The sequence below is a fragment of the Pseudomonas sp. 32A genome (genome assembly GCF_052682255.1).
Genome location: NZ_JBQYLY010000001.1, coordinates 3,237,021 through 3,254,409 on the forward strand (window position 1 = coordinate 3,237,021; position 17,389 = coordinate 3,254,409).

General features: G+C 60.8%; 18 protein-coding genes. 10 read left to right on the forward strand and 8 right to left on the reverse strand.

Annotated elements, in window-relative coordinates; translation table 11 throughout:
* Positions 1-48 precede the first annotated feature (48 nt).
* Positions 49-1,134, forward strand: a complete 1,086-nt coding sequence (locus ACUN0G_RS14690) for a GNAT family N-acetyltransferase (protein WP_445573720.1) — start codon at positions 49-51, stop codon at positions 1,132-1,134.
* Positions 1,131-2,012, forward strand: a complete 882-nt coding sequence (locus ACUN0G_RS14695; protein WP_258342705.1) for a hypothetical protein — start codon at positions 1,131-1,133, stop codon at positions 2,010-2,012. The genes ACUN0G_RS14690 and ACUN0G_RS14695 overlap by 4 nt, the downstream gene beginning before the upstream one ends.
* Here ACUN0G_RS14695 and ACUN0G_RS14700 read toward each other — a convergent pair.
* The 4 genes from ACUN0G_RS14700 to ACUN0G_RS14715 all read right to left on the reverse strand — a co-directional run bounded on the left by ACUN0G_RS14700 (position 2,002) and on the right by ACUN0G_RS14715 (position 4,721).
* Positions 2,002-3,225: a DegT/DnrJ/EryC1/StrS family aminotransferase gene (locus tag ACUN0G_RS14700; protein WP_445573721.1), complete on the reverse strand. Its 1,224-nt coding sequence runs from the start codon at positions 3,223-3,225 to the stop codon at positions 2,002-2,004. The two genes, ACUN0G_RS14695 and ACUN0G_RS14700, sit on opposite strands and share 11 nt — an antisense overlap.
* Positions 3,222-3,635: a DMT family transporter gene (locus ACUN0G_RS14705; RefSeq protein ID WP_167664060.1), complete on the reverse strand. Its 414-nt coding sequence runs from the start codon at positions 3,633-3,635 to the stop codon at positions 3,222-3,224. The genes ACUN0G_RS14700 and ACUN0G_RS14705 overlap by 4 nt, the downstream gene beginning before the upstream one ends.
* Positions 3,635-3,991 (reverse strand): EamA family transporter, encoded by a 357-nt coding sequence (locus tag ACUN0G_RS14710; protein ID WP_167664061.1) that lies wholly within the window; start codon positions 3,989-3,991, stop codon positions 3,635-3,637. The genes ACUN0G_RS14705 and ACUN0G_RS14710 overlap by 1 nt, the downstream gene beginning before the upstream one ends.
* Before the next feature lie 145 nt (positions 3,992-4,136).
* Positions 4,137-4,721: a DUF6436 domain-containing protein gene (locus ACUN0G_RS14715; protein ID WP_076013042.1), complete on the reverse strand. Its 585-nt coding sequence runs from the start codon at positions 4,719-4,721 to the stop codon at positions 4,137-4,139.
* A gap of 111 nt (positions 4,722-4,832) precedes the next feature.
* On the opposite strand from ACUN0G_RS14715, the gene ACUN0G_RS14720 reads away from it, so the two are divergent.
* Complete coding sequence (locus ACUN0G_RS14720) at positions 4,833-5,774, forward strand: alpha/beta hydrolase (protein WP_445573722.1); 942 nt, start codon at positions 4,833-4,835, stop codon at positions 5,772-5,774.
* 110 nt (positions 5,775-5,884) lie between these two features.
* Here ACUN0G_RS14720 and ACUN0G_RS14725 read toward each other — a convergent pair whose 3' ends face one another.
* Positions 5,885-6,637 (reverse strand): DUF2059 domain-containing protein, encoded by a 753-nt coding sequence (locus ACUN0G_RS14725; RefSeq protein ID WP_063026433.1) that lies wholly within the window; start codon positions 6,635-6,637, stop codon positions 5,885-5,887.
* A gap of 131 nt (positions 6,638-6,768) precedes the next feature.
* Here ACUN0G_RS14725 and ACUN0G_RS14730 point away from each other — a divergent pair, with 131 nt between their 5' ends.
* Together ACUN0G_RS14730 and ACUN0G_RS14735 are read left to right on the forward strand one after the other, a co-directional pair.
* Entirely contained in the window at positions 6,769-7,401 is a 633-nt protein-coding gene (locus ACUN0G_RS14730; protein ID WP_076013039.1) for a 2OG-Fe(II) oxygenase, read from the forward strand.
* 2 nt (positions 7,402-7,403) lie between these two features.
* The gene (locus ACUN0G_RS14735; RefSeq protein WP_218263100.1) at positions 7,404-7,898 is read left to right on the forward strand and encodes a DUF523 domain-containing protein; all 495 of its coding nucleotides are present in this window, start codon (positions 7,404-7,406) and stop codon (positions 7,896-7,898) included.
* 110 nt (positions 7,899-8,008) lie between these two features.
* Here the strand turns inward: ACUN0G_RS14735 and ACUN0G_RS14740 are convergent, their stop codons facing one another.
* On the reverse strand, positions 8,009-8,788 hold the full coding sequence (locus ACUN0G_RS14740) for a transporter substrate-binding domain-containing protein (protein WP_258342696.1): 780 nt from the start codon (positions 8,786-8,788) through the stop codon (positions 8,009-8,011).
* Positions 8,789-8,922: 134 nt separating this feature from the next.
* Between ACUN0G_RS14740 and ACUN0G_RS14745 the strand changes: the two genes are divergently transcribed.
* The gene (locus tag ACUN0G_RS14745; protein WP_258342694.1) at positions 8,923-9,363 is read left to right on the forward strand and encodes a DUF4399 domain-containing protein; all 441 of its coding nucleotides are present in this window, start codon (positions 8,923-8,925) and stop codon (positions 9,361-9,363) included.
* A gap of 140 nt (positions 9,364-9,503) precedes the next feature.
* On the opposite strand, the gene serA is transcribed toward ACUN0G_RS14745, so the two are convergent.
* The gene (serA, locus tag ACUN0G_RS14750; RefSeq protein WP_076013037.1) at positions 9,504-10,733 is read right to left on the reverse strand and encodes a phosphoglycerate dehydrogenase; all 1,230 of its coding nucleotides are present in this window, start codon (positions 10,731-10,733) and stop codon (positions 9,504-9,506) included.
* A 204-nt stretch (positions 10,734-10,937) separates the two neighbouring features.
* On the opposite strand from serA, the gene ACUN0G_RS14755 reads away from it, so the two are divergent.
* The 4 genes from ACUN0G_RS14755 to ACUN0G_RS14770 all read left to right on the forward strand — a co-directional run bounded on the left by ACUN0G_RS14755 (position 10,938) and on the right by ACUN0G_RS14770 (position 15,223).
* Entirely contained in the window at positions 10,938-12,332 is a 1,395-nt protein-coding gene (locus ACUN0G_RS14755; protein WP_258342692.1) for an FAD-binding oxidoreductase, read from the forward strand.
* 22 nt (positions 12,333-12,354) lie between these two features.
* Positions 12,355-13,020, forward strand: coding sequence for a fumarylacetoacetate hydrolase family protein (locus ACUN0G_RS14760; RefSeq protein WP_010167806.1), 666 nt, complete (start codon positions 12,355-12,357; stop codon positions 13,018-13,020).
* Positions 13,021-13,266: 246 nt separating this feature from the next.
* Positions 13,267-14,196, forward strand: a complete 930-nt coding sequence (locus ACUN0G_RS14765) for an SdiA-regulated domain-containing protein (RefSeq protein WP_258342690.1) — start codon at positions 13,267-13,269, stop codon at positions 14,194-14,196.
* Between the two features lie 118 nt (positions 14,197-14,314).
* The gene (locus tag ACUN0G_RS14770; protein ID WP_421525238.1) at positions 14,315-15,223 is read left to right on the forward strand and encodes an SdiA-regulated domain-containing protein; all 909 of its coding nucleotides are present in this window, start codon (positions 14,315-14,317) and stop codon (positions 15,221-15,223) included.
* Here ACUN0G_RS14770 and ACUN0G_RS14775 read toward each other — a convergent pair whose 3' ends face one another.
* Positions 15,224-17,176: an autotransporter domain-containing protein gene (locus ACUN0G_RS14775; RefSeq protein WP_445573723.1), complete on the reverse strand. Its 1,953-nt coding sequence runs from the start codon at positions 17,174-17,176 to the stop codon at positions 15,224-15,226.
* Positions 17,177-17,389 lie beyond the last annotated feature (213 nt).

Genomic DNA, 17,389 nt, shown 5'->3' on the forward strand with positions numbered 1-17,389 from the left:
ACCCCGTCATCCGGGCGCGCCTTTGCTATCACTTTCGGAATGCAATTTATGACAGATCCCAGCCGTGCACAGGTGCCTTATGCCTGCTGCATGGAAACGCCATCGCTGATCAGCCACTTTTTGCGATACCCGCCGGTGGGCTTCAACGCCCAGCTGTCAGCACAGGGACTGCCGTACTTTTTCACCCGGTTCGACCTGCAAACCACCGCCGACGATGAGCTGCGTGCCCGCCTGCGCAGTTGGCCGGGGTACCGTTTGTGGCAGTCATGGCTGCATATCGACACCTGCTTTGTCGGCACCACGGTCAGCGAATATTCCCCGTTTCCGCTGAGCGTACCGCCACAGGACATGGCGCAATGGCTGCAACAGGAGTGTGCGCCGCAACGCAAACTCACCATCGTCAAAGACGTGCCGCTGGATTCTCCACTGCTCAGCGTCGAGGACAATCGTTACGCACACGCGTTGATCGAGGCCTGCACCCAGCGCGGATTCATCGATGTAGAGGGCCAGGCGCTGGCCTATGTACCGATCGACTTCAGCTCGACGGATGAGTATTTGTCGCGGTTGTCCCACAGCCGTCGCCGCAATATCCGCCGCAAGCTACGCAGCCGTGATGAGCTGCGCATCGAGATCCTGGACACCGGCGATGCCCGCTTCAGCGACGAGCAATGGCAGCAGGAACTGTATCGGCTGTACAAGGCGGTGTACGCACAGAGCGAGATCCACTTCGACTTGCTCACGCCCGAGTTCTTCATCCAGTTGCTCACCGATGCCGACAGCGGCGGGCATGTGTTCTGTTACTGGGACGAGGACGAGCTGGTTGGCTATAACCTGTGCTACCAGCAAGACGGCAAGTTGCTCGACAAGTACATCGGCCTTAACTACCCGCTGGCGCTGGAGCACAACCTGTACTTCGTCAGCTGGTTTGTGAACCTGGAGTTCGCCCTGGAAAAGGGCCTGCAGTTTTATGTCGCGGGGTGGACCGACCCACAGGTCAAGGCCAGCCTCGGTGCCAAGTTCACGTTTACCCGCCATCTGGTCTGGGTGAGGAACCCGCTGCTGCGCAAAGTGATGAACCGTTTCCGGCACCATTTTGAAAGCGATACCCAGTGGCAGCAGGAGCAAACCGCATGAGCCAGGCCCGTCCCGCATTGATCCTCGATTTTGACGGAGCCGTGAATAACATTCCCGGCGCCATTACCCTGCCGCTGCAAGCCTGGCAGGAGAAGATTCGGTTCGGTTGCCGCTGGGCGCAGTTCAAGGAGCTGGAGAACGCCCTGCAAGCGCAGATGCCCAAAGACTACGGCTGCGTGTTTACCGGCAGCGGTGACTATCACCACCTCAGCCAGTTGCTGTTGAACCGTCTTCCCACCCAGCAAAAGATCCAGCTGATCATTTGCGATAACCACCCGGACAACATGCGCTATCCGTTTGGTATCCACTGTGGGTCCTGGGTCTACTGGGCCAGCCGTTTGCCGCAGGTCGAGCATGTGCATGTGCTGGGCATCGGCTCGCCGGACATTTCCCTCAAGCACGCCTGGGAGAATCACTGGTCGCCGTTGGTGAAACGCAAGCTGACCTACTGGAACACCAACGTCGATACCCGCTGGTTGAAGTGGATCGGCGCAGGCCGCAGCAATCGCGCATTCGCCAACGCGGACGAGTTGATGAGCGCGTTCCTGGCGCAGCTCGACCGGTCATTGCCGGTGTATCTCTCCATCGACAAAGACGTGCTGAGCCCGGAGGTGGTGAATACCAACTGGGACCAGGGCGAGTTTCTGGAGACGCATTTGAATCAGCTGATCGATGCATGCCACGGCAGCATCATTGGCGCGGACATCACCGGTGACGTCTCGGCCTACCACTACCAGAGCAAGTTCAAGCGCTGGCTGAGTGCATCGGATGGCCAGGAAGAGCTGCCGGAAAACCAGGTGGTGATCTGGCAACAGCAGCAGAATGAGTTGAATGCGCGCCTTTTGACCCGCATCGATCAGAGCTGGGCTAGCGTTTAAGAATTCGCCGTAGATGATCCAGCACTTGCTCGAACAGCTCGTCCGTCAGCCAGTGGCTGTTGCTGATCGACAGGGTTTGGGCGGCGAAGCATTGTGCGTGCGGGGTAGCGACGCCTTGCTGCAAGAGCGGGGTGAGTGCCGGGTAGCCCGGTAATACGTGGATGAACAGGCGGGTGACGCCCAGGCCCGCCGTCCACAGCTGCGCCATGGCGGTATCGCGAGTTTGTGCGCTGGGCATGACCACCATCAGAAACGGCCAGGTGCCTTGCTGGCCCGGGCGGTCGGTCAACACCGAGACGCCGGGCAAGCTGTTGAGCAACGCCACGCGGCGCAACGCCCGCAGGCGCCCTTGCTGCAAATGTTCGGGCAGGCGTGTCAGCGCTGCAGCACCTACTTTTTGGCGATAACCGCCTAGACGGTGCAACGGGATATCGTTGATGGAAAAATCGTCGCCCACCGCCGCCACTTCATCGCCCCGCGCCAGCGCCGCCCGCAGCGGTTTGCCGTACACGTACTTCAGCCCACGGGGCTGATACGCCGCGGCATAGCCCCACAGCTCGGCGCTGCGTTGCGCTTCCCAGCGCAGGCTGAAGGGCAAGTCCTGCCGGCATTGCTGGTGCAATGCCTGATGCAGCGCCGGGTCCCGGCTGAACAACACGCCGCCTTCGGCCGTTGTCAGGCCTTTGCCCAGCGCCATGCTGAAAAAGCCGATGTCGCCTTTGAGCCCGACGCTTTTTCCGTCATCCAGCGCGCCCATGGCTTGGGCGGCGTCTTCGATGATCGCCACGCCAAGTGGCTCGGCAATGCGCCTGGCGGCGTCCACATCCGCCACACGCCCGGCCAGGTGGGTGACGACGATCGCCAAGGTATTTGCGTTGCACAATTGCGCCAGCTGTTGCTCGTCCAGGTCGATGCTACCGGGCTGTAAATCGCACGGCACCACCCGCAGAGGCGGGCAGTGATGGGCAGCCAGGGCAACCAACGGGCAGGTATACGCGGGGACGATAAGCTCGGTGCGCCCAGGACTGCGTTGCTGCAACACCCGCAGCGCCATGATCAGGGCGGCCGTGCCGGAACAGGGCAGGGCCGGCAGCGGGATATCGAGTTGTTGGGCCAGCGAGCGGGCCAGGTCGCCCGAGAGGTTGAACACATCCCGCCAGCGCAGGGGAAGGCCCGCTGTTGGCGGAATCTCCCGGCCGGCCACGCGGGTCATGACGCCAGCGTCTGCGAGGGCTCGGCCTCGACGGTCTTGCTCTCTTTTTCTTCGCTGCGCGCCAGGCACAGGATGCCCGCGATAATCAGCGCGCCACCGACGATTTTAGGCAGGGTCAGGGTGTCGTTGAACAGCCAGACGGAGATCAGCGTCACGCTGATCAGCTCCAGGTGTGACGCCGCAAATGCCGGGCCGACCGGCGCGTATTTCAACAACGTCATCCAGGTAAAAAACGCGCCGATGTAGCCAACAAATGCACCGTAGATCCACGGCGCGCCGAACACGCGTATCAGCCAGGCGGCGTCCATCGTCAGTGGTTCGGCGTGAATCGAGGCGAACTTAAAGCTGACCTGCGCCAAGGTATCGAAAACGATCAGCGACAGAAAACCCAGAATATAAAACCGTTTCATTACTCAAACCCCACGACGGTCACGCCACAGGCGATCAGCAGGATGCCGATCAACCGCCATTTGGTCAGGCTTTCCTTGAACAGGAAACGCCCGGCAATCATGATCACGACAATATTGATGGAGCCCAGCATCACCCCGACCGACAACGGCACCAGCGTCAGGAAGGCCAGCCACAGCACGAATTCGAAGACATAGCAGATGATGCCCAGCCAGATCCACGGACGCTTGAGCATATGGCGCCAGTGGGCCATGCCGTCATGCTCGGCGCTGGCTGAGGCAGCGGCTTTAAACGCCAACTGGCCGGACGTATCAACGATGACGTTGAGTATCCAGAGGATGATGGTTAATTGGCTCATGTGTTCCCGTATCGTCTGCTTGTGCGCCTGGCACTGACGACTCAAACGCCGTCCGCTCCACTAGCTGCTCACGATACAGGAGCATGCCGATACAGTTATTTGAGTTTGCCGAATGAACAGCCTCTGTTCAGCTTGGCATGTCGCCTCAGGGTGGAGGGGCGGCCGCGTTCCACTCGCAGTAACAGCCAACCGCGAGGGTGTGGGTCGCATTGACCTCGCGCCCGACTCCGAGGGCTTGCAGGATCGGCTCGATAAAGCTGTTGCTGGAGTTGCACGTCAGCCCTTCGCTGTAGGGCCCGAAGTAGGCCAGCTTGCCACTGCGGTCCCAGATGCCAACGGCCGGACTGGCAGGCAAGTGTTGGGCGCCTGGCACGGCCTTGAGGGCCTTCATCGCGCCGAGGGTGGCGGGCAACTGGCCGTGGCTGCCGGCTTTCTGCAGGGAATAGAACTCTACGCCTTGGGGCGCGTACTGCTCGATCAGCTCGCTGAGGTGCTGTTGGTTGCCGACATTGCACGGGCAGGCCGGGTCCCAGAAGTGCACCAGGCGGATTGGGCCCGGGCCGGCAAGCTCGGCCGGCAGGCTCAGGCTGTCACCGGAAAACACCGCCGTATGCTCACTGAACGCCCGCAGGTAGCGCCCCTGGAACCAGTCATACGCCGCCCATAGCACCCCGGCGCAAATGATCACGATCAGGCTGGCGAAGAGGGTGGTGCGGTAGGGCTGTCGCATTTGGATCGATCCTCGGAGGACGCGTAGCTTGCCATGCTTGCCCTGACAGATGAATATCGCGGCTCGATATTCATCTGTTCAACGCGTTGAAGCCACAGTCTGGAAGTTCTTATGCCCGTTACGTTTGACCCTGATCATCTACGCGAAAGCTTGCGGCCCCTGGTGGACGCGCAGCCGCTTTCTGCCGAGGCCCGGGTCTACCAGCGCTTCTATGGCCTGGACCTGCCCGCCCGCAAAGTGCCCGCAGTAAGCGGCCTGGGGCGGGTTACGGTGGATGGGTTCGAGGTGGTCTGCCAGGTGTGGTGGCCGCCCGTTCCGGTGGCGACGATGTTCCTGTTCCATGGCTTCTACGACCACATGGGTTTGTACCGCAATGCCGTGGATTGGGCGCTGGACCAGGGCTTTGTGGTGATCGCCTGCGACTTGCCGGGCCATGGTTTGTCCAGCGGCGCGCGGGCCAGCATCGATGACTTTGCGGTATACCAGAACGTGGTGCAGGCGCTGTTTGAACAGGCCAGGGCGTTGCAATTGCCGCAGCCGTGGCACCTGTTCGGGCAAAGCACCGGCGGCGCGATTGTGGTGGATCACCTGCTTAACCATGGCGTCGACAGCCCGGCCCAGGGCAAGACCTTTTTGCTCTCACCGCTGGTGCGTCCCCGGGCCTGGGGCTGGTCGCAGCTCAGTTATTACCTGCTCCGGCCGTTCGTCAAAGGCATCGCCCGGCGTTTCAGCGATAACACCAACGACCCGCAGTTCAAGCCGTTCCTGGAGGCCGACCCGTTGCAGCCCCGGCAACTGCCGACCGCCTGGGTGGGCGCCTTGGCGCGCTGGATCAAACGCATTGAAGCCGCGCCACGCAGTGCGCGGCGGCCGTTGATCGTGCAGGGTGAGGAAGACATGACGGTGGACTGGCAGCACAACCTGACGGTACTGCGCAGCAAGTTCGACCAGCCGGAGATCTTGATGCTGCCGCGTGGCAGGCATCATTTGGCGAATGAGATTCCGGAGATTCGGCAGGTGTACTTCAAGTTTCTAAGTGATCACCTGGCCTGAGATCGTTCCCACGCTCCGCGTGGGAATGCCTCCGAGGACGCTCCGCGTCCCGTGACGCAGAGCGTCACCAGCTGCGCTCCCACGCGGAGCGTGGGAGCGATCAATCGGTGTCAGGGTGCCAGGCTTGAAGTGCTTTGACCGACCGCCAGCCCGGCCCGGATCGCCGCCAATGCCGCCTTGTAGTACGCCTTGCCATCCGGCGACTCCGCGAACGTCGCGAACTCCTCCAACTCCGGGTCAGACAGATCGCGGTAGACGTACAACAACGTGTTGTTCAAATCATTGCCAATCTGCTGCATCAGGCGCTCACGCTGGCCGTTCAACATGCCCTGTGCCTGACCGCCGCCCAACAGGCCGGGGATCATCTGGCTCAAGCTGTCGGCCGCCACACCGGCAATCGCCAGGCTGACTTCAGCCCCGGCTTCCCGCGCCGGCAGCGCCTGGGCCAGGTGGCCAATGATCAGGCTGCGGGTGGCGTCGGCCTCCATATGCGGCAAGCCCTGGGCATTCTTCGCCAGTTGATCCCGGCGCGTGGCCAGCAACTCGGCGGCGACAATCTTGCGGCCAAGGGGCGACTGGAAAAAGGCCAACGCCGGCTTCGGGTCCGCCAGATTCTTGCGCAGCTGTGCTTCGGCGCGCTGGTCTACCGACTGCGGCGCAAAGCGTTTATTGCTGTTGTCCACCAGCGCTTGATACACCGCCGGCGGCAAGCTATTGCGGTAGCGCTGCTGGGCGGCACTGAGGGCGTCATTAAAATGCGCGCGCTGGTCTGCCCAGCCGGCGACCTTGTACAACTGGTCATGGCTGTCTGCCCAGGCGGGCAAAACGCAGAGCATCAGCAAGGAAAAAAACAAACGACGCATAGGGACTCCTGTCAGTCGGCCACTATTGTCCGTGTCGGGCGTAGGATTTGTCGAGAAATCCTATCGGTCACCTGACTAAAGTGTATTCAGACGCTCGGCGGCTCTGTCGGATTCACAGGCGTATGGATACTATGCGCGCCATGCCCATACCCTCCGATCACCCGCTGCTGTTACGCATTGTCGATGACCTGGCCGCACAAGGCTGGTCGCAGCAGAATATCTTCCTGCCCGAGGCTCTGACCCTCGAACTGGCGGCTGAGTGCCATAAACGCGCCGCCGAGGGTGAATTGGCGCCGGCAGCCGTCGGGCGCGGGCCGTCCCAGGAGATTCGCGAGGGCATTCGGGGCGACCATATCCAGTGGCTGGAGCCGGGTGAAGTAGTCGCCTGCGACACCTACCTCGAGCTGATGGACAGCCTGCGGGTGGCGATGAACCGGGGCCTGTTCCTGGGCCTGGAAGACTTCGAAAGCCACTTCGCGATGTACCCGCCGGGGGCGTTTTACCTCAAGCATGTAGACCGTTTTCGCGATGACGACCGGCGTATGGTGTCGGCGGTGATCTACTTGAACAACGCCTGGCTGCCGGAGCATGGTGGCCAGTTGCGCATGTACCTCAAGGGCGACGTCGAATACGATGTGGTGCCCATCGGCGGTTGCCTGGTGGTGTTCCTGTCGGGGGAGATCCCCCATGAAGTCATGCCCGCCACCCGCGAACGCTTGTCCCTTACCGGCTGGTTTCGCCGGCGGGGTAACGAGCCGTTCTGATGATGCAAAAGATTCTGGTCAGCCGCTGCCTGTTGGGGCACCGGGTACGCTACGACGGAGGCGCCAGCGGGCCTTTCGACCAACTCGCCGCATGGCAGGCCGAAGGCCGGGTGGTTGCCGTGTGCCCCGAGGTTGCGGGAGGTTTGCCGACGCCACGGCCGTCTGCCGAAATCCCGGGCGGGCAGGGGATTGATGTGTGGGAAGGCCGCGCCCAGGTGCTGACGGCCCAAGGCGAAGACTTCAGCGAAGCTTTCCTCGAGGGTGCCCGCCAGGCGTTGGCCTTGGTGCAGCGTCACAACATCCGGGTCGCCGTGCTCAAGGCCAATAGCCCGTCCTGCGGCAATCTGCTGACCTATGACGGCACCTTCACCGGCGTGAAGGTCACGGGCGAAGGCGTGACGGCGGCATTGCTCAAGCGCCATGGAGTGCTGGTGTTCAGTGAGCTGGAACTGCCCGAAGCGGCAGCGGCCCTGGCAAAATGCTCAAGCCCGACATAGATCAACATGTGGGAGCGGGCTTGCTCGCGAAAGCGCAGTGTCAGTCACCCGATGCTCAAGCTGACCCACCGCTTTCGCGAGCAAGCCCGCTCCCACATTGACCGAGTCGTTTATTCGGCCTTTTTCACCGGCTTGCTCGCATCCATTCCGAACCACTTCTCCGACAACGCCGTCAGCCGGCCATCGGCCTTTACCCGCTGCAGGGCCTTGTCCAGGCTGGCCTTGAACGCCGGGTTACCCTTCTGGAACGGAATCGCCAGGCTCAGCGTAGGGCCGACGTCTGCGCCTTCCTTCACCGGCAACTGGCTGTCGCGAATCGCGTAGGGAATCAGCAACCGGTCACTGATGGCGGCATCAATCTGTTGGTCTGCGACGTCCTTGATCGGCTGCTTGGCATCGGCATAGCTGCGCAAATCAACGCCCTCGGCGGTGCGCGCCTGCTCCACAAACTGGCTGCCCTGGGCCACGCCCAACGCCTTGCCCTTGAGCGCCGCGAAGCTGCCCAGTGGACGTTGTTCCTGCTTGCGCACGATCAGCTGTGCACTGGAGTAGCTGTAGGGCTCGCTGAAGTCGAAACGATCCGCCAGTTCAGGAGTCATAGCGATATGGTTGATGGCCACGTCGTACTTGGCGCTTTCCACGCCGGGTAGCAGATCGGCGGCATCGACAGTGATAAAGGAGGGGCGTACGTCCATTTCCTTGGCCAGCAACTCACCCAGCTCCACTTCAAAACCGGTGAGTTTGTCGCCTTCCTTGAAGTTGAAGGGCGGGGTGTTGGCTTCCAGGGCGATGCGCAATTCCCCACGGTCAAACACATCGTCGATCAGTTCGGCATGGGCCAAGGGGCTCACAAGGGGAAGTAAAAGTAACAGGCCAGGCAGGAAGCGCATGGTCTCTCCTAAAGAATTCGAATGAGCGAGGCGCTGTTCCGGCTCGCTTTGCTATGGTGTTGAGTGCCTTGGACAGCAATTTGTCGCGAAGTTGTCTTAACCCTACAGATTTCACCGAAAAACTGGAGAAGTGAATGAAAGCCTTTTTGACCCGTGCAACCCTGGCCAGCCTTTTGCTGGGCGCTTCGATGCTGGCGACCGCTGCTGATGGCATCCCGCGCAGCGCTCCACCAGAAGGTGCCAAAGTGTTCATCGTGTCGCCGAAAGATGGCGCCACCGTCGATAAAACCTTCACCGTGAAATTCGGCATGGAAGGCCTGAAACTGGCGCCGGCCACCAGCCAGGATCCGGGCACCGGCCACCACCACCTGCTGATCGACCAGAAAGCATTGCCTGACGCCAGCGTGCCAATCCCGGCCACCGACACCGTGATCCACTACGGCAAGGCCCAGACCGAAACCGAGGTGACCCTCACCCCAGGCAAGCACACGCTGCAACTGGTCGCCGGCGACAAACTGCATATGCAGTTCAACCCGACTGTAGCCTCGAAAGTCATCACGGTTAACGTGAAATAAAAAACGGGAGCCCCTTGCGGGGCTCCCGTTTTTTATTTGCAGGAGCGAGCTTGCTCGCGAAAAACCTGAGGGCGCTGCGTGCATCCAGGATGCACGCGTTTTCGTTAACGTTTTTCGCGGGCAAGCCCGCTCCTACAGGATTAAAACAACACGCGGCTACGGATAGTGCCTTTGATGTGTTGCAGCTTCTCTTGCGCCAGGTCCGAATACTCGGCGTCTACGTCGATCACCACGTAGCCGACTTTCTCGTTGGTCTGCAGGAACTGACCGGAAATGTTGATACCGTTTTCCGCGAAGACCTTGTTGATCTCCATCATCACGCCAGGGATGTTCTGGTGGATGTGCAGCAGACGGTGCTTGCCAGGGTGAGCCGGCAGGGCCACTTCCGGGAAGTTGACCGAGGACACCGACGTACCGTTGTCGCTGTACTTGACCAGTTTCTCCGACACTTCCAGGCCGATGTTGGCTTGGGCTTCAGCGGTGGAGCCGCCGATGTGCGGGGTCAGGATCACGTTGTCCAGGCCGCGCAGCGGGCTTTCGAAGATGTCGTCGTTAGAGCGCGGCTCTACTGGGAACACGTCGATGGCGGCGCCGATCAGGTGCTTGTCCTTGATCGCGTCGGCCAGGGCGTCCAGCTCAACAACAGTGCCGCGTGCGGCGTTGATCAGGATCCCGCCCTTCTTGATGGCGCGGATTTCCTTCTCGCCGATCATCCACTGGGTCTCAGCGGTTTCCGGTACGTGCAGGGTCACGATGTCGGACATGCCCAGCAGCTCGGTCAGGCTCGACACCTGAGTGGCGTTGCCCAATGGCAGCTTGGTCAGGGTGTCGTAGAAGAACACCTGCATGCCCAGGCCTTCGGCCAATACCGACAGTTGAGTACCGATCGAACCGTAACCGACGATACCCAGCTTCTTGCCGCGGATTTCGAAGGAGTTGGCTGCGCTCTTGATCCAGCCGCCACGGTGGCAGGAGGCGTTCTTCTCGGGAATACCGCGCAACAGCAGGATGGCCTCGGCCAATACCAGCTCAGCCACGGAGCGGGTGTTGGAGTACGGTGCGTTGAACACCGCGATGCCGCGCTCGCGCGCTGCGTTGAGGTCGACCTGGTTGGTGCCGATGCAGAAACAACCTACAGCGACAAGCTTCTTGGCGTGATCGAAGATCTCTTCGGTCAGCTGAGTGCGGGAGCGAATGCCGATAAAGTGCGCGTCGGCGATCTTTTCCTTGAGCTGGGCTTCCGGCAGAGAACTGGTGATGTACTCAATGCTGGAGTACCCAGCAGCCTTCAGAACTTCGACGGCCGATGGGTGGACGCCTTCCAGAAGAAGGAACTTGATCTTGCTCTTATCGAGAGAAGTCTTGCTCATCTGCGTAAACCTGTATCCCGGAGAAAAATGGCAGGGAATCGAGCAGCGCAAGCTGACCCGGACGGCAGGAAAGCCGTCACCGCAGAACGCCCTTGGGCACTATCCTGCGGGGGCGGTATGCTAGCATACGTGCCCCGCTAAACACCCATTCCTGCGACGTGAAGCGTTCTCAGGATGACCATGAATTGTTCGAGAGTTCTGTCGATGACCCATCCTGCCCTGATTGATGAGCTGAAGACCCTGGTTGAGCCTGGCAAGGTCCTGACCGATGCTGACTCCCTTGAGGCTTACGGCAAGGACTGGACCAAGCATTTCGCCCCGGCCCCGGTGGCCATCGTCTTCCCGAAGACCACCGAACAGGTGCAGGCCATCGTCCGTTGGGCCAATGAACACAAGGTGGCGCTGGTGCCGTCCGGTGGTCGTACCGGCCTGTCGGCCGCTGCCGTCGCGGCGAATGGCGAAGTGGTCGTGTCGTTCGACTATATGAACCAGATCCTCGACGTAAACCTCACCGACCGCACCGCCGTGTGCCAGCCGGGCGTGGTCACCAAGCAATTGCAGAACGTCGCCGAAGAAAAAGGCCTGTACTACCCGGTGGACTTCGCTTCATCCGGTTCCAGCCAGATTGGCGGCAATATCGGCACCAATGCCGGCGGGATCAAGGTGATTCGCTACGGCATGACCCGTAACTGGGTCGCCGGCATGAAAGTCGTCACCGGCAAGGGCGACCTGCTGGAATTGAACAAAGACCTGATCAAGAACGCCACCGGCTACGACATGCGCCAGCTGTTCATCGGCGCGGAAGGCACCCTGGGCTTTGTGGTCGAAGCGACCATGCGCCTGGACCGGGCGCCGAAAAACCTCACCGCGATGGTGCTCGGCACCACCGATTTCGACTCGATCATGCCGGTGTTGCACGCCTTCCAGAGCAAGCTGGACCTGACCGCCTTCGAATTCTTCTCCGACAAGGCCCTGGCCAAAGTCCTCGCGCGCGGCGACGTACCGGCGCCGTTCGAGTCCGACTGCCCGTTCTACGCGCTGCTGGAATTTGAAGCGACCACCGAAGAAGTGGCCAACGACGCCCTGGCCACGTTCGAACACTGCGTGGAGCAGGGCTGGGTGCTGGACGGCGTGATGAGCCAGAGCGAAACCCAGCTGCACAACCTGTGGAAGCTGCGCGAGTACATCTCTGAGACCATCTCCCACTGGACGCCGTACAAGAACGACATTTCGGTGACTGTGTCGAAAGTGCCGGCCTTCTTGAAGGAAATTGATGCGATTGTCGGCGAATACTACCCGGACTTCGAAATCGTGTGGTTCGGCCACATCGGCGACGGCAACCTGCACCTGAACATCCTCAAGCCGGAAAACCTGAGCAAGGACGAGTTCTTTGCCAAGTGCGCCACCGTCAACAAGTGGGTGTTCGAGACCGTGCAGAAGTACAACGGCTCGATCTCCGCCGAACACGGCGTAGGCATGACCAAGCGCGACTATCTGACTTACAGCCGCTCGCCGGTTGAAATCGAATACATGAAGGCAGTGAAAGCGGTGTTCGACCCGAACGGGATCATGAACCCAGGCAAGATTTTCGCTGTTTAACAGTCCCTGAAGGAGTCGGTCCATGAGCTACCAGCACAAGTATGTCGACGGCACCAATATTCACTTTCCCCTGGGGAAAGTGGTGTGCATCGGGCGTAACTACGCCGAACACGCCAAGGAACTGGATAACCCGGTACCCACCGAGCCGCTGCTGTTTATCAAGCCCGGCAGCTGCGTGGTGGCGCTGGAAGGCGGCTTCGCCATCCCTACCGAGCGCGGTTCGGTGCACTACGAAGCGGAAATTGCAGTGCTGATTGGCAAGCCGTTGTCGACCAAGCCGAGCCGCGAAGAAGTGCTGGACGCCATCTCCGGCTTCGCCCCGGCCCTAGACCTGACCCTGCGGGACAAACAGGCCGAGCTGAAAGCCAAGGGCCTGCCTTGGGAAATCGCCAAGTCGTTTGATGGCGCGGCAGTGATTGCACCGTTCGTGGTCGGCAGCACCTTCCCGGATGTGACGGATATTGGCATTCGCCTGACCATCAATGGCGAAGTGCGCCAGGACGGCAACAGCGCGATCATGCTCAACCCGATCATCCCGATGATCCAGTACATGGCCGGTTGCTTCTCGCTGCAGGCCGGGGATGTGATCCTCACCGGTACGCCGGCAGGCGTGGGCCCGCTGAATGTGGGCGATGAACTGGTGCTGGAGTTGCCGGGTGTGAGCCGCTTCGAAAGCAGCGTTCGCTAAATACCTGGCGAAACGCGGTCAAAAATGTGGGAGCGGGCTTGCTCGCGAATGCGGTGGACCAGTCGACAGATTCAGTGACTGACACTACGCATTCGCGAGCAAGCCCGCTCCCACATTTGATCTGTGTATGGCTGCAAAATCGGTTTTTGCATTTTTTTCACACCCCATCCGGATAATCATCAGCCTCCCGCGCGCGGACCTTGTGATCCTGTGCTATCCCCTAAAGCTGACTTTCTGGAAAGCGTAATGGCCGTGCCTCTCCCCTCCGTAAAACCCTCGTTGCGTTCACGCCTTGCCATGCGCTGGTATTCCTGGCTGTTCCTGGCCGGCGCGATCATCTATGGCGTGGCCTGGGCCATGCACTGGGACGACCGCGGTGTGTTGTGGGTGGCAGAGGGCTTCGAAACTCCGGCCGAGCGCCTGGAAAGTGTCTGGCTCCCGGACTACCACGCGGTGATCGACGCCAAGCTGCTGCCCGGCATGGAGAAGGACGAAGCCTCGGACCTGGCGTATAACCCGCTGACCAAGACCCTGTTCTCGGTCATGGGCAAGAACCCGTTCCTGGTTGAGCTGACCCTGCAAGGCGACGTGCTGCGCAAGATGCCGCTCAATGGTTGGAACAACCCGGAAGGCGTGACCATGATGGAAAACGGCCTGATGGCTGTGGTCGATGAGCGTCAGCACAGCCTGACCATCATCAAGGTTGACCCGCAGACCCAGCAGTTGAACAAAGCCGACTTCCCGTCCTATGACCTCGGCCCCTCGAAGGACCAGAACAAAGCCTTCGAAGCGATCACCTGGGACAAGCGCAATCAACAGCTGATTCTCGGCGAAGAACGTCCGCCGGCCCTGTTTACCTGGAAAAGCGACGGTAGCCAGACCCTCACCGGTGACAAGCAGAAGCTCGCCAACACCGAATTGGACATGCGTAACCTGTCGGCACTGACCGTCGACCCCCGTACCGGCCATCTGCTGGCGCTGTCGGCCGATTCCCATCTGCTGCTGGAACTGGACGAGAAGGGCGAGCAAGTCAGCTTCATGACCTTGCTGGGTGGCTTCAATGGCTTGAAGGACACCATTCCCCGTGCCGAAGGCGTGACCATGGACGAGAACGGCACGCTGTACATGGTCAGCGAGCCGAACCTGTTCTATCGCTTCGAGAAGCAGAAACAGTAGTTCGATTACGTCAGATTTCTCTCTATCTGCGGCATCCGCCAGACACCCGGGGCGTTTAAGTTTAAATTCAGGCGACCGTGATATTCATTCGCCAGTTTTTCACTTTGAGCCCCGCCCGATGCGTCGACTTGCCCGCCCCAAACCTGCTTTTTTCATCCTGATCCTGATCGCCCTGGTGGCGGTGGGCGTGGTCGCGCAGCAATTGCGCCTGTTCGAGCGTGCCTGGTTCAACTGGCAGTCGTGGCGCCATCCCGCCGGTGAGCATTCCATTGGCCTGGGGGATTACCGGGTGGCCCTGGAGGCGCAGGTGATCGACGGCCTCAACGATGATGTCTCGGCCCTGACCTTTGATCCGGTGCGCAACAGCCTGTTTACCGTGACCAACAAGAATGCCGAACTGGTGGAGTTGTCCCTGGAGGGCAAAATCTTGCGGCGCATTGCGCTGGTGGGTTTTGGTGATGCGGAGGCGGTGGAGTACATCAGCGACAACACCTACGTCATCAGTGACGAGCGCCAGCAGCGGCTGATCAAGGTCCATGTGGATGACGACACCCAATTCCTCGATGCCGCCGACGCCGAGCAAATGACCCTCGGCGTGCACCTGGGTGGCAACAAAGGCTTCGAAGGCCTGGCCTATGACTCGGTGGGCAAGCGCCTGTTTGTGGCCAAGGAACGCGACCCGATGCTGATCTACGAGGTGCACGGCTTTCCCCATTTCAAACCGGAAAAAACCTACTCGGTGCACGTGATCAACAACCCCAAGCGCGATGCCGGGTTGTTTGTGCGCGACCTGTCGAGCCTGCAATACGACGAGCGCAGCGGCCATCTGCTGGCGCTGTCGGATGAGTCTTTCCTGGTGCTGGAACTGGATATCGACGGTCGTCCGCTGAGCAGTCTGTCGCTGCTCAAGGGGCGCCATGGCCTGAAGCAGCGCGTGCCTCAGGCCGAGGGGATTGCCATGGACAACGACGGCACGTTGTACATGGTCAGTGAGCCGAACCTCTTTTATGTGTTCAAGAAGCCCTGATCAGAACATCCACTGCACGCCCAGCGAATAGCCGGTCTGGCTACCCTCGGCATGGCCCAATCGGCCGTTCACTTCGGCATACACGCCCAACTGCGGGGTGATTGCCAGTTGGCTGCCGACCTGGGCGCGGCCGAAACTTTTATCCACTGACCCCAGCCGGGCCGTGCGTGCCTGGCCATCGGCGCGGGCGGTCAGGTCAAGGTCGTCCAGGCGGCCGTCGGCCAGTTCCTTGACCCAGGCGATGTCGGCGTAAGGCATCAGGCTCAGGCCATAAGGCAAGGCGACAGCACCGCGCACACGCCAGCCGAGGCTGGCTTCAAGTGAGTCGAACGACTGTTCTTCGTACTCAAGGGCGGTACGCAGGTCCTGCTTTTCATGGAATTTATCGATGCGGTAATGGGTGTAGTCCAGCCCGGCAAAGGGCCCGCTCTTGATCGCGCCGAAGTCGAAGTCATAGCCGCCCAGCACCCGCGCGCCCAATGCCAACGCATCGGTTTTCCCGGTCAGGTGCTGATTGAGCAATACCGGCCCACCGTTGGCCTGGATCAGCAAATTGCGCCGGGAGTCAAAGCGACTGTGGCCCACGCTCAAGTCGCCGGCCAGCCAGCTCGGGCCGCCGTCATTCAACAGTGCGTAAGCGGCTGCCTGCCAGGTGTCGCTTTGCAGTTTGCCGCGATGCTCAAGCTTGTCGCGCCCATTGAGGTAGCTGAGGCTGGCGCCCAGGTTCAGGCTGGAACTCAACTGGTAGTCGCCCAGGGCATGCAGGCCGAGACTCCGCGCCTCGGGGTTGGGGGCGGCGTCGAAACCACTGTCGGGGTTGTATTCGCCGTCTACGCCGATTTCGCCATCGAAGCTGCCGACCTCGCGGCTGGCCGACTGCAGGGTCAGCCAGCGGCGATCGTGCAGGCGCACCATCGACTGATGCTGGCGTTGCAGGTTGTCCTGCATGTTGCGCGCAACGGCGCCACCCGAGGCGGTGGAGGCCATCAAGTCGGCATTGGTCAACTCCAATACCAGCCGGCTGAGCAGCCGCGAATAGTCCCGCAGGCGCTGGTCAATACGTTCCTGGCCGAAGGCATTGGTCAGCACAGCCTTGTTGTCCTCGGCAGGGTCGTGCCAGGTCGATCCGCCGGGGATGGCCGGGTTGTTGGTCTGGGTATAACCATCCAGGTCGCCCAATTCCCAGTTGGTTGCTTCGATATACAGGATCGGGATATTCAGCGGCTCGAAGGGTTCGCCGTCGCTGCAGCAGCCAGTGCCCTTGGGGTATTGCGGGTCGAGGCCGGGGTTGGTGAACAGCGGAATGTTCAGCTCCCTGGCGATCTGGAACGTGTGCTCGCGCAACGACGCCAGCGCCGGGTTGGCGGTGCTGTTCTGGCCGGCGTGGGCGTACATCATGTCGCCGGTGATCAGGCTGTCGAGGTTGATCATCGCCAGCATGTTGGCCTTCTGGCTGGCGCTCAATGAGTTGACGAAGGCTTTCGAGCCGCGCAGCCCTTCTTCCTCTGCGCCAAAGCCGACGATTTGCAGGCCGTTCTCCAACTGCAGCCCGCCCAGGTTTTTTGCCACCTCGGTCAGCACACTGGCGCCGGAGCCGTTGTCATCGAGGCCTTGCAAGGTGGGGCGACCAAAATAGGTGTCGAAGTGCGCACCGATCACCACATATTGCGGCTGGGTGCCGGCGGCGTAGGCCACCACGTTTTGCGAACTGCGAGAGGTGCCGCTGGCGGTCCAGGAAAAATCCTGGCGGCTGATGTTATAGGCGCTGCCCATCTGGCTTTGCATCCAATCGGCAGCCCCGGCGAAATTGGCGGTGCCGCGATAGCGACCGGGGTAGTCGTTGATCAGCGTTTCCAGGGTGGTGTTGGCGTGTTGGCCGTAATCGTATGACTGGGCGCTGGTGGACAGCAGGGCACTGGCAACGCTGACAGCGAGGGCTAGAGGCTTTATCACAGGGTCTTCCTTGAAGTGATTGGAGTCGGGAGCCGAGACCTTTTGCACAATGCGCGCCTCATTCCATGGGCGGCGGCGAATTGGCGCATTGTTAAACGCACGAGTCGCCTGGCTGTAATTTGTAACAGATTTGATACGAAGCGCGGCGAGAGATGCCGTGGGGCGTGCTCGGTTTCGGCCGAGGGTGAGCGCAAATGCTGCTTGCAGGAGCAC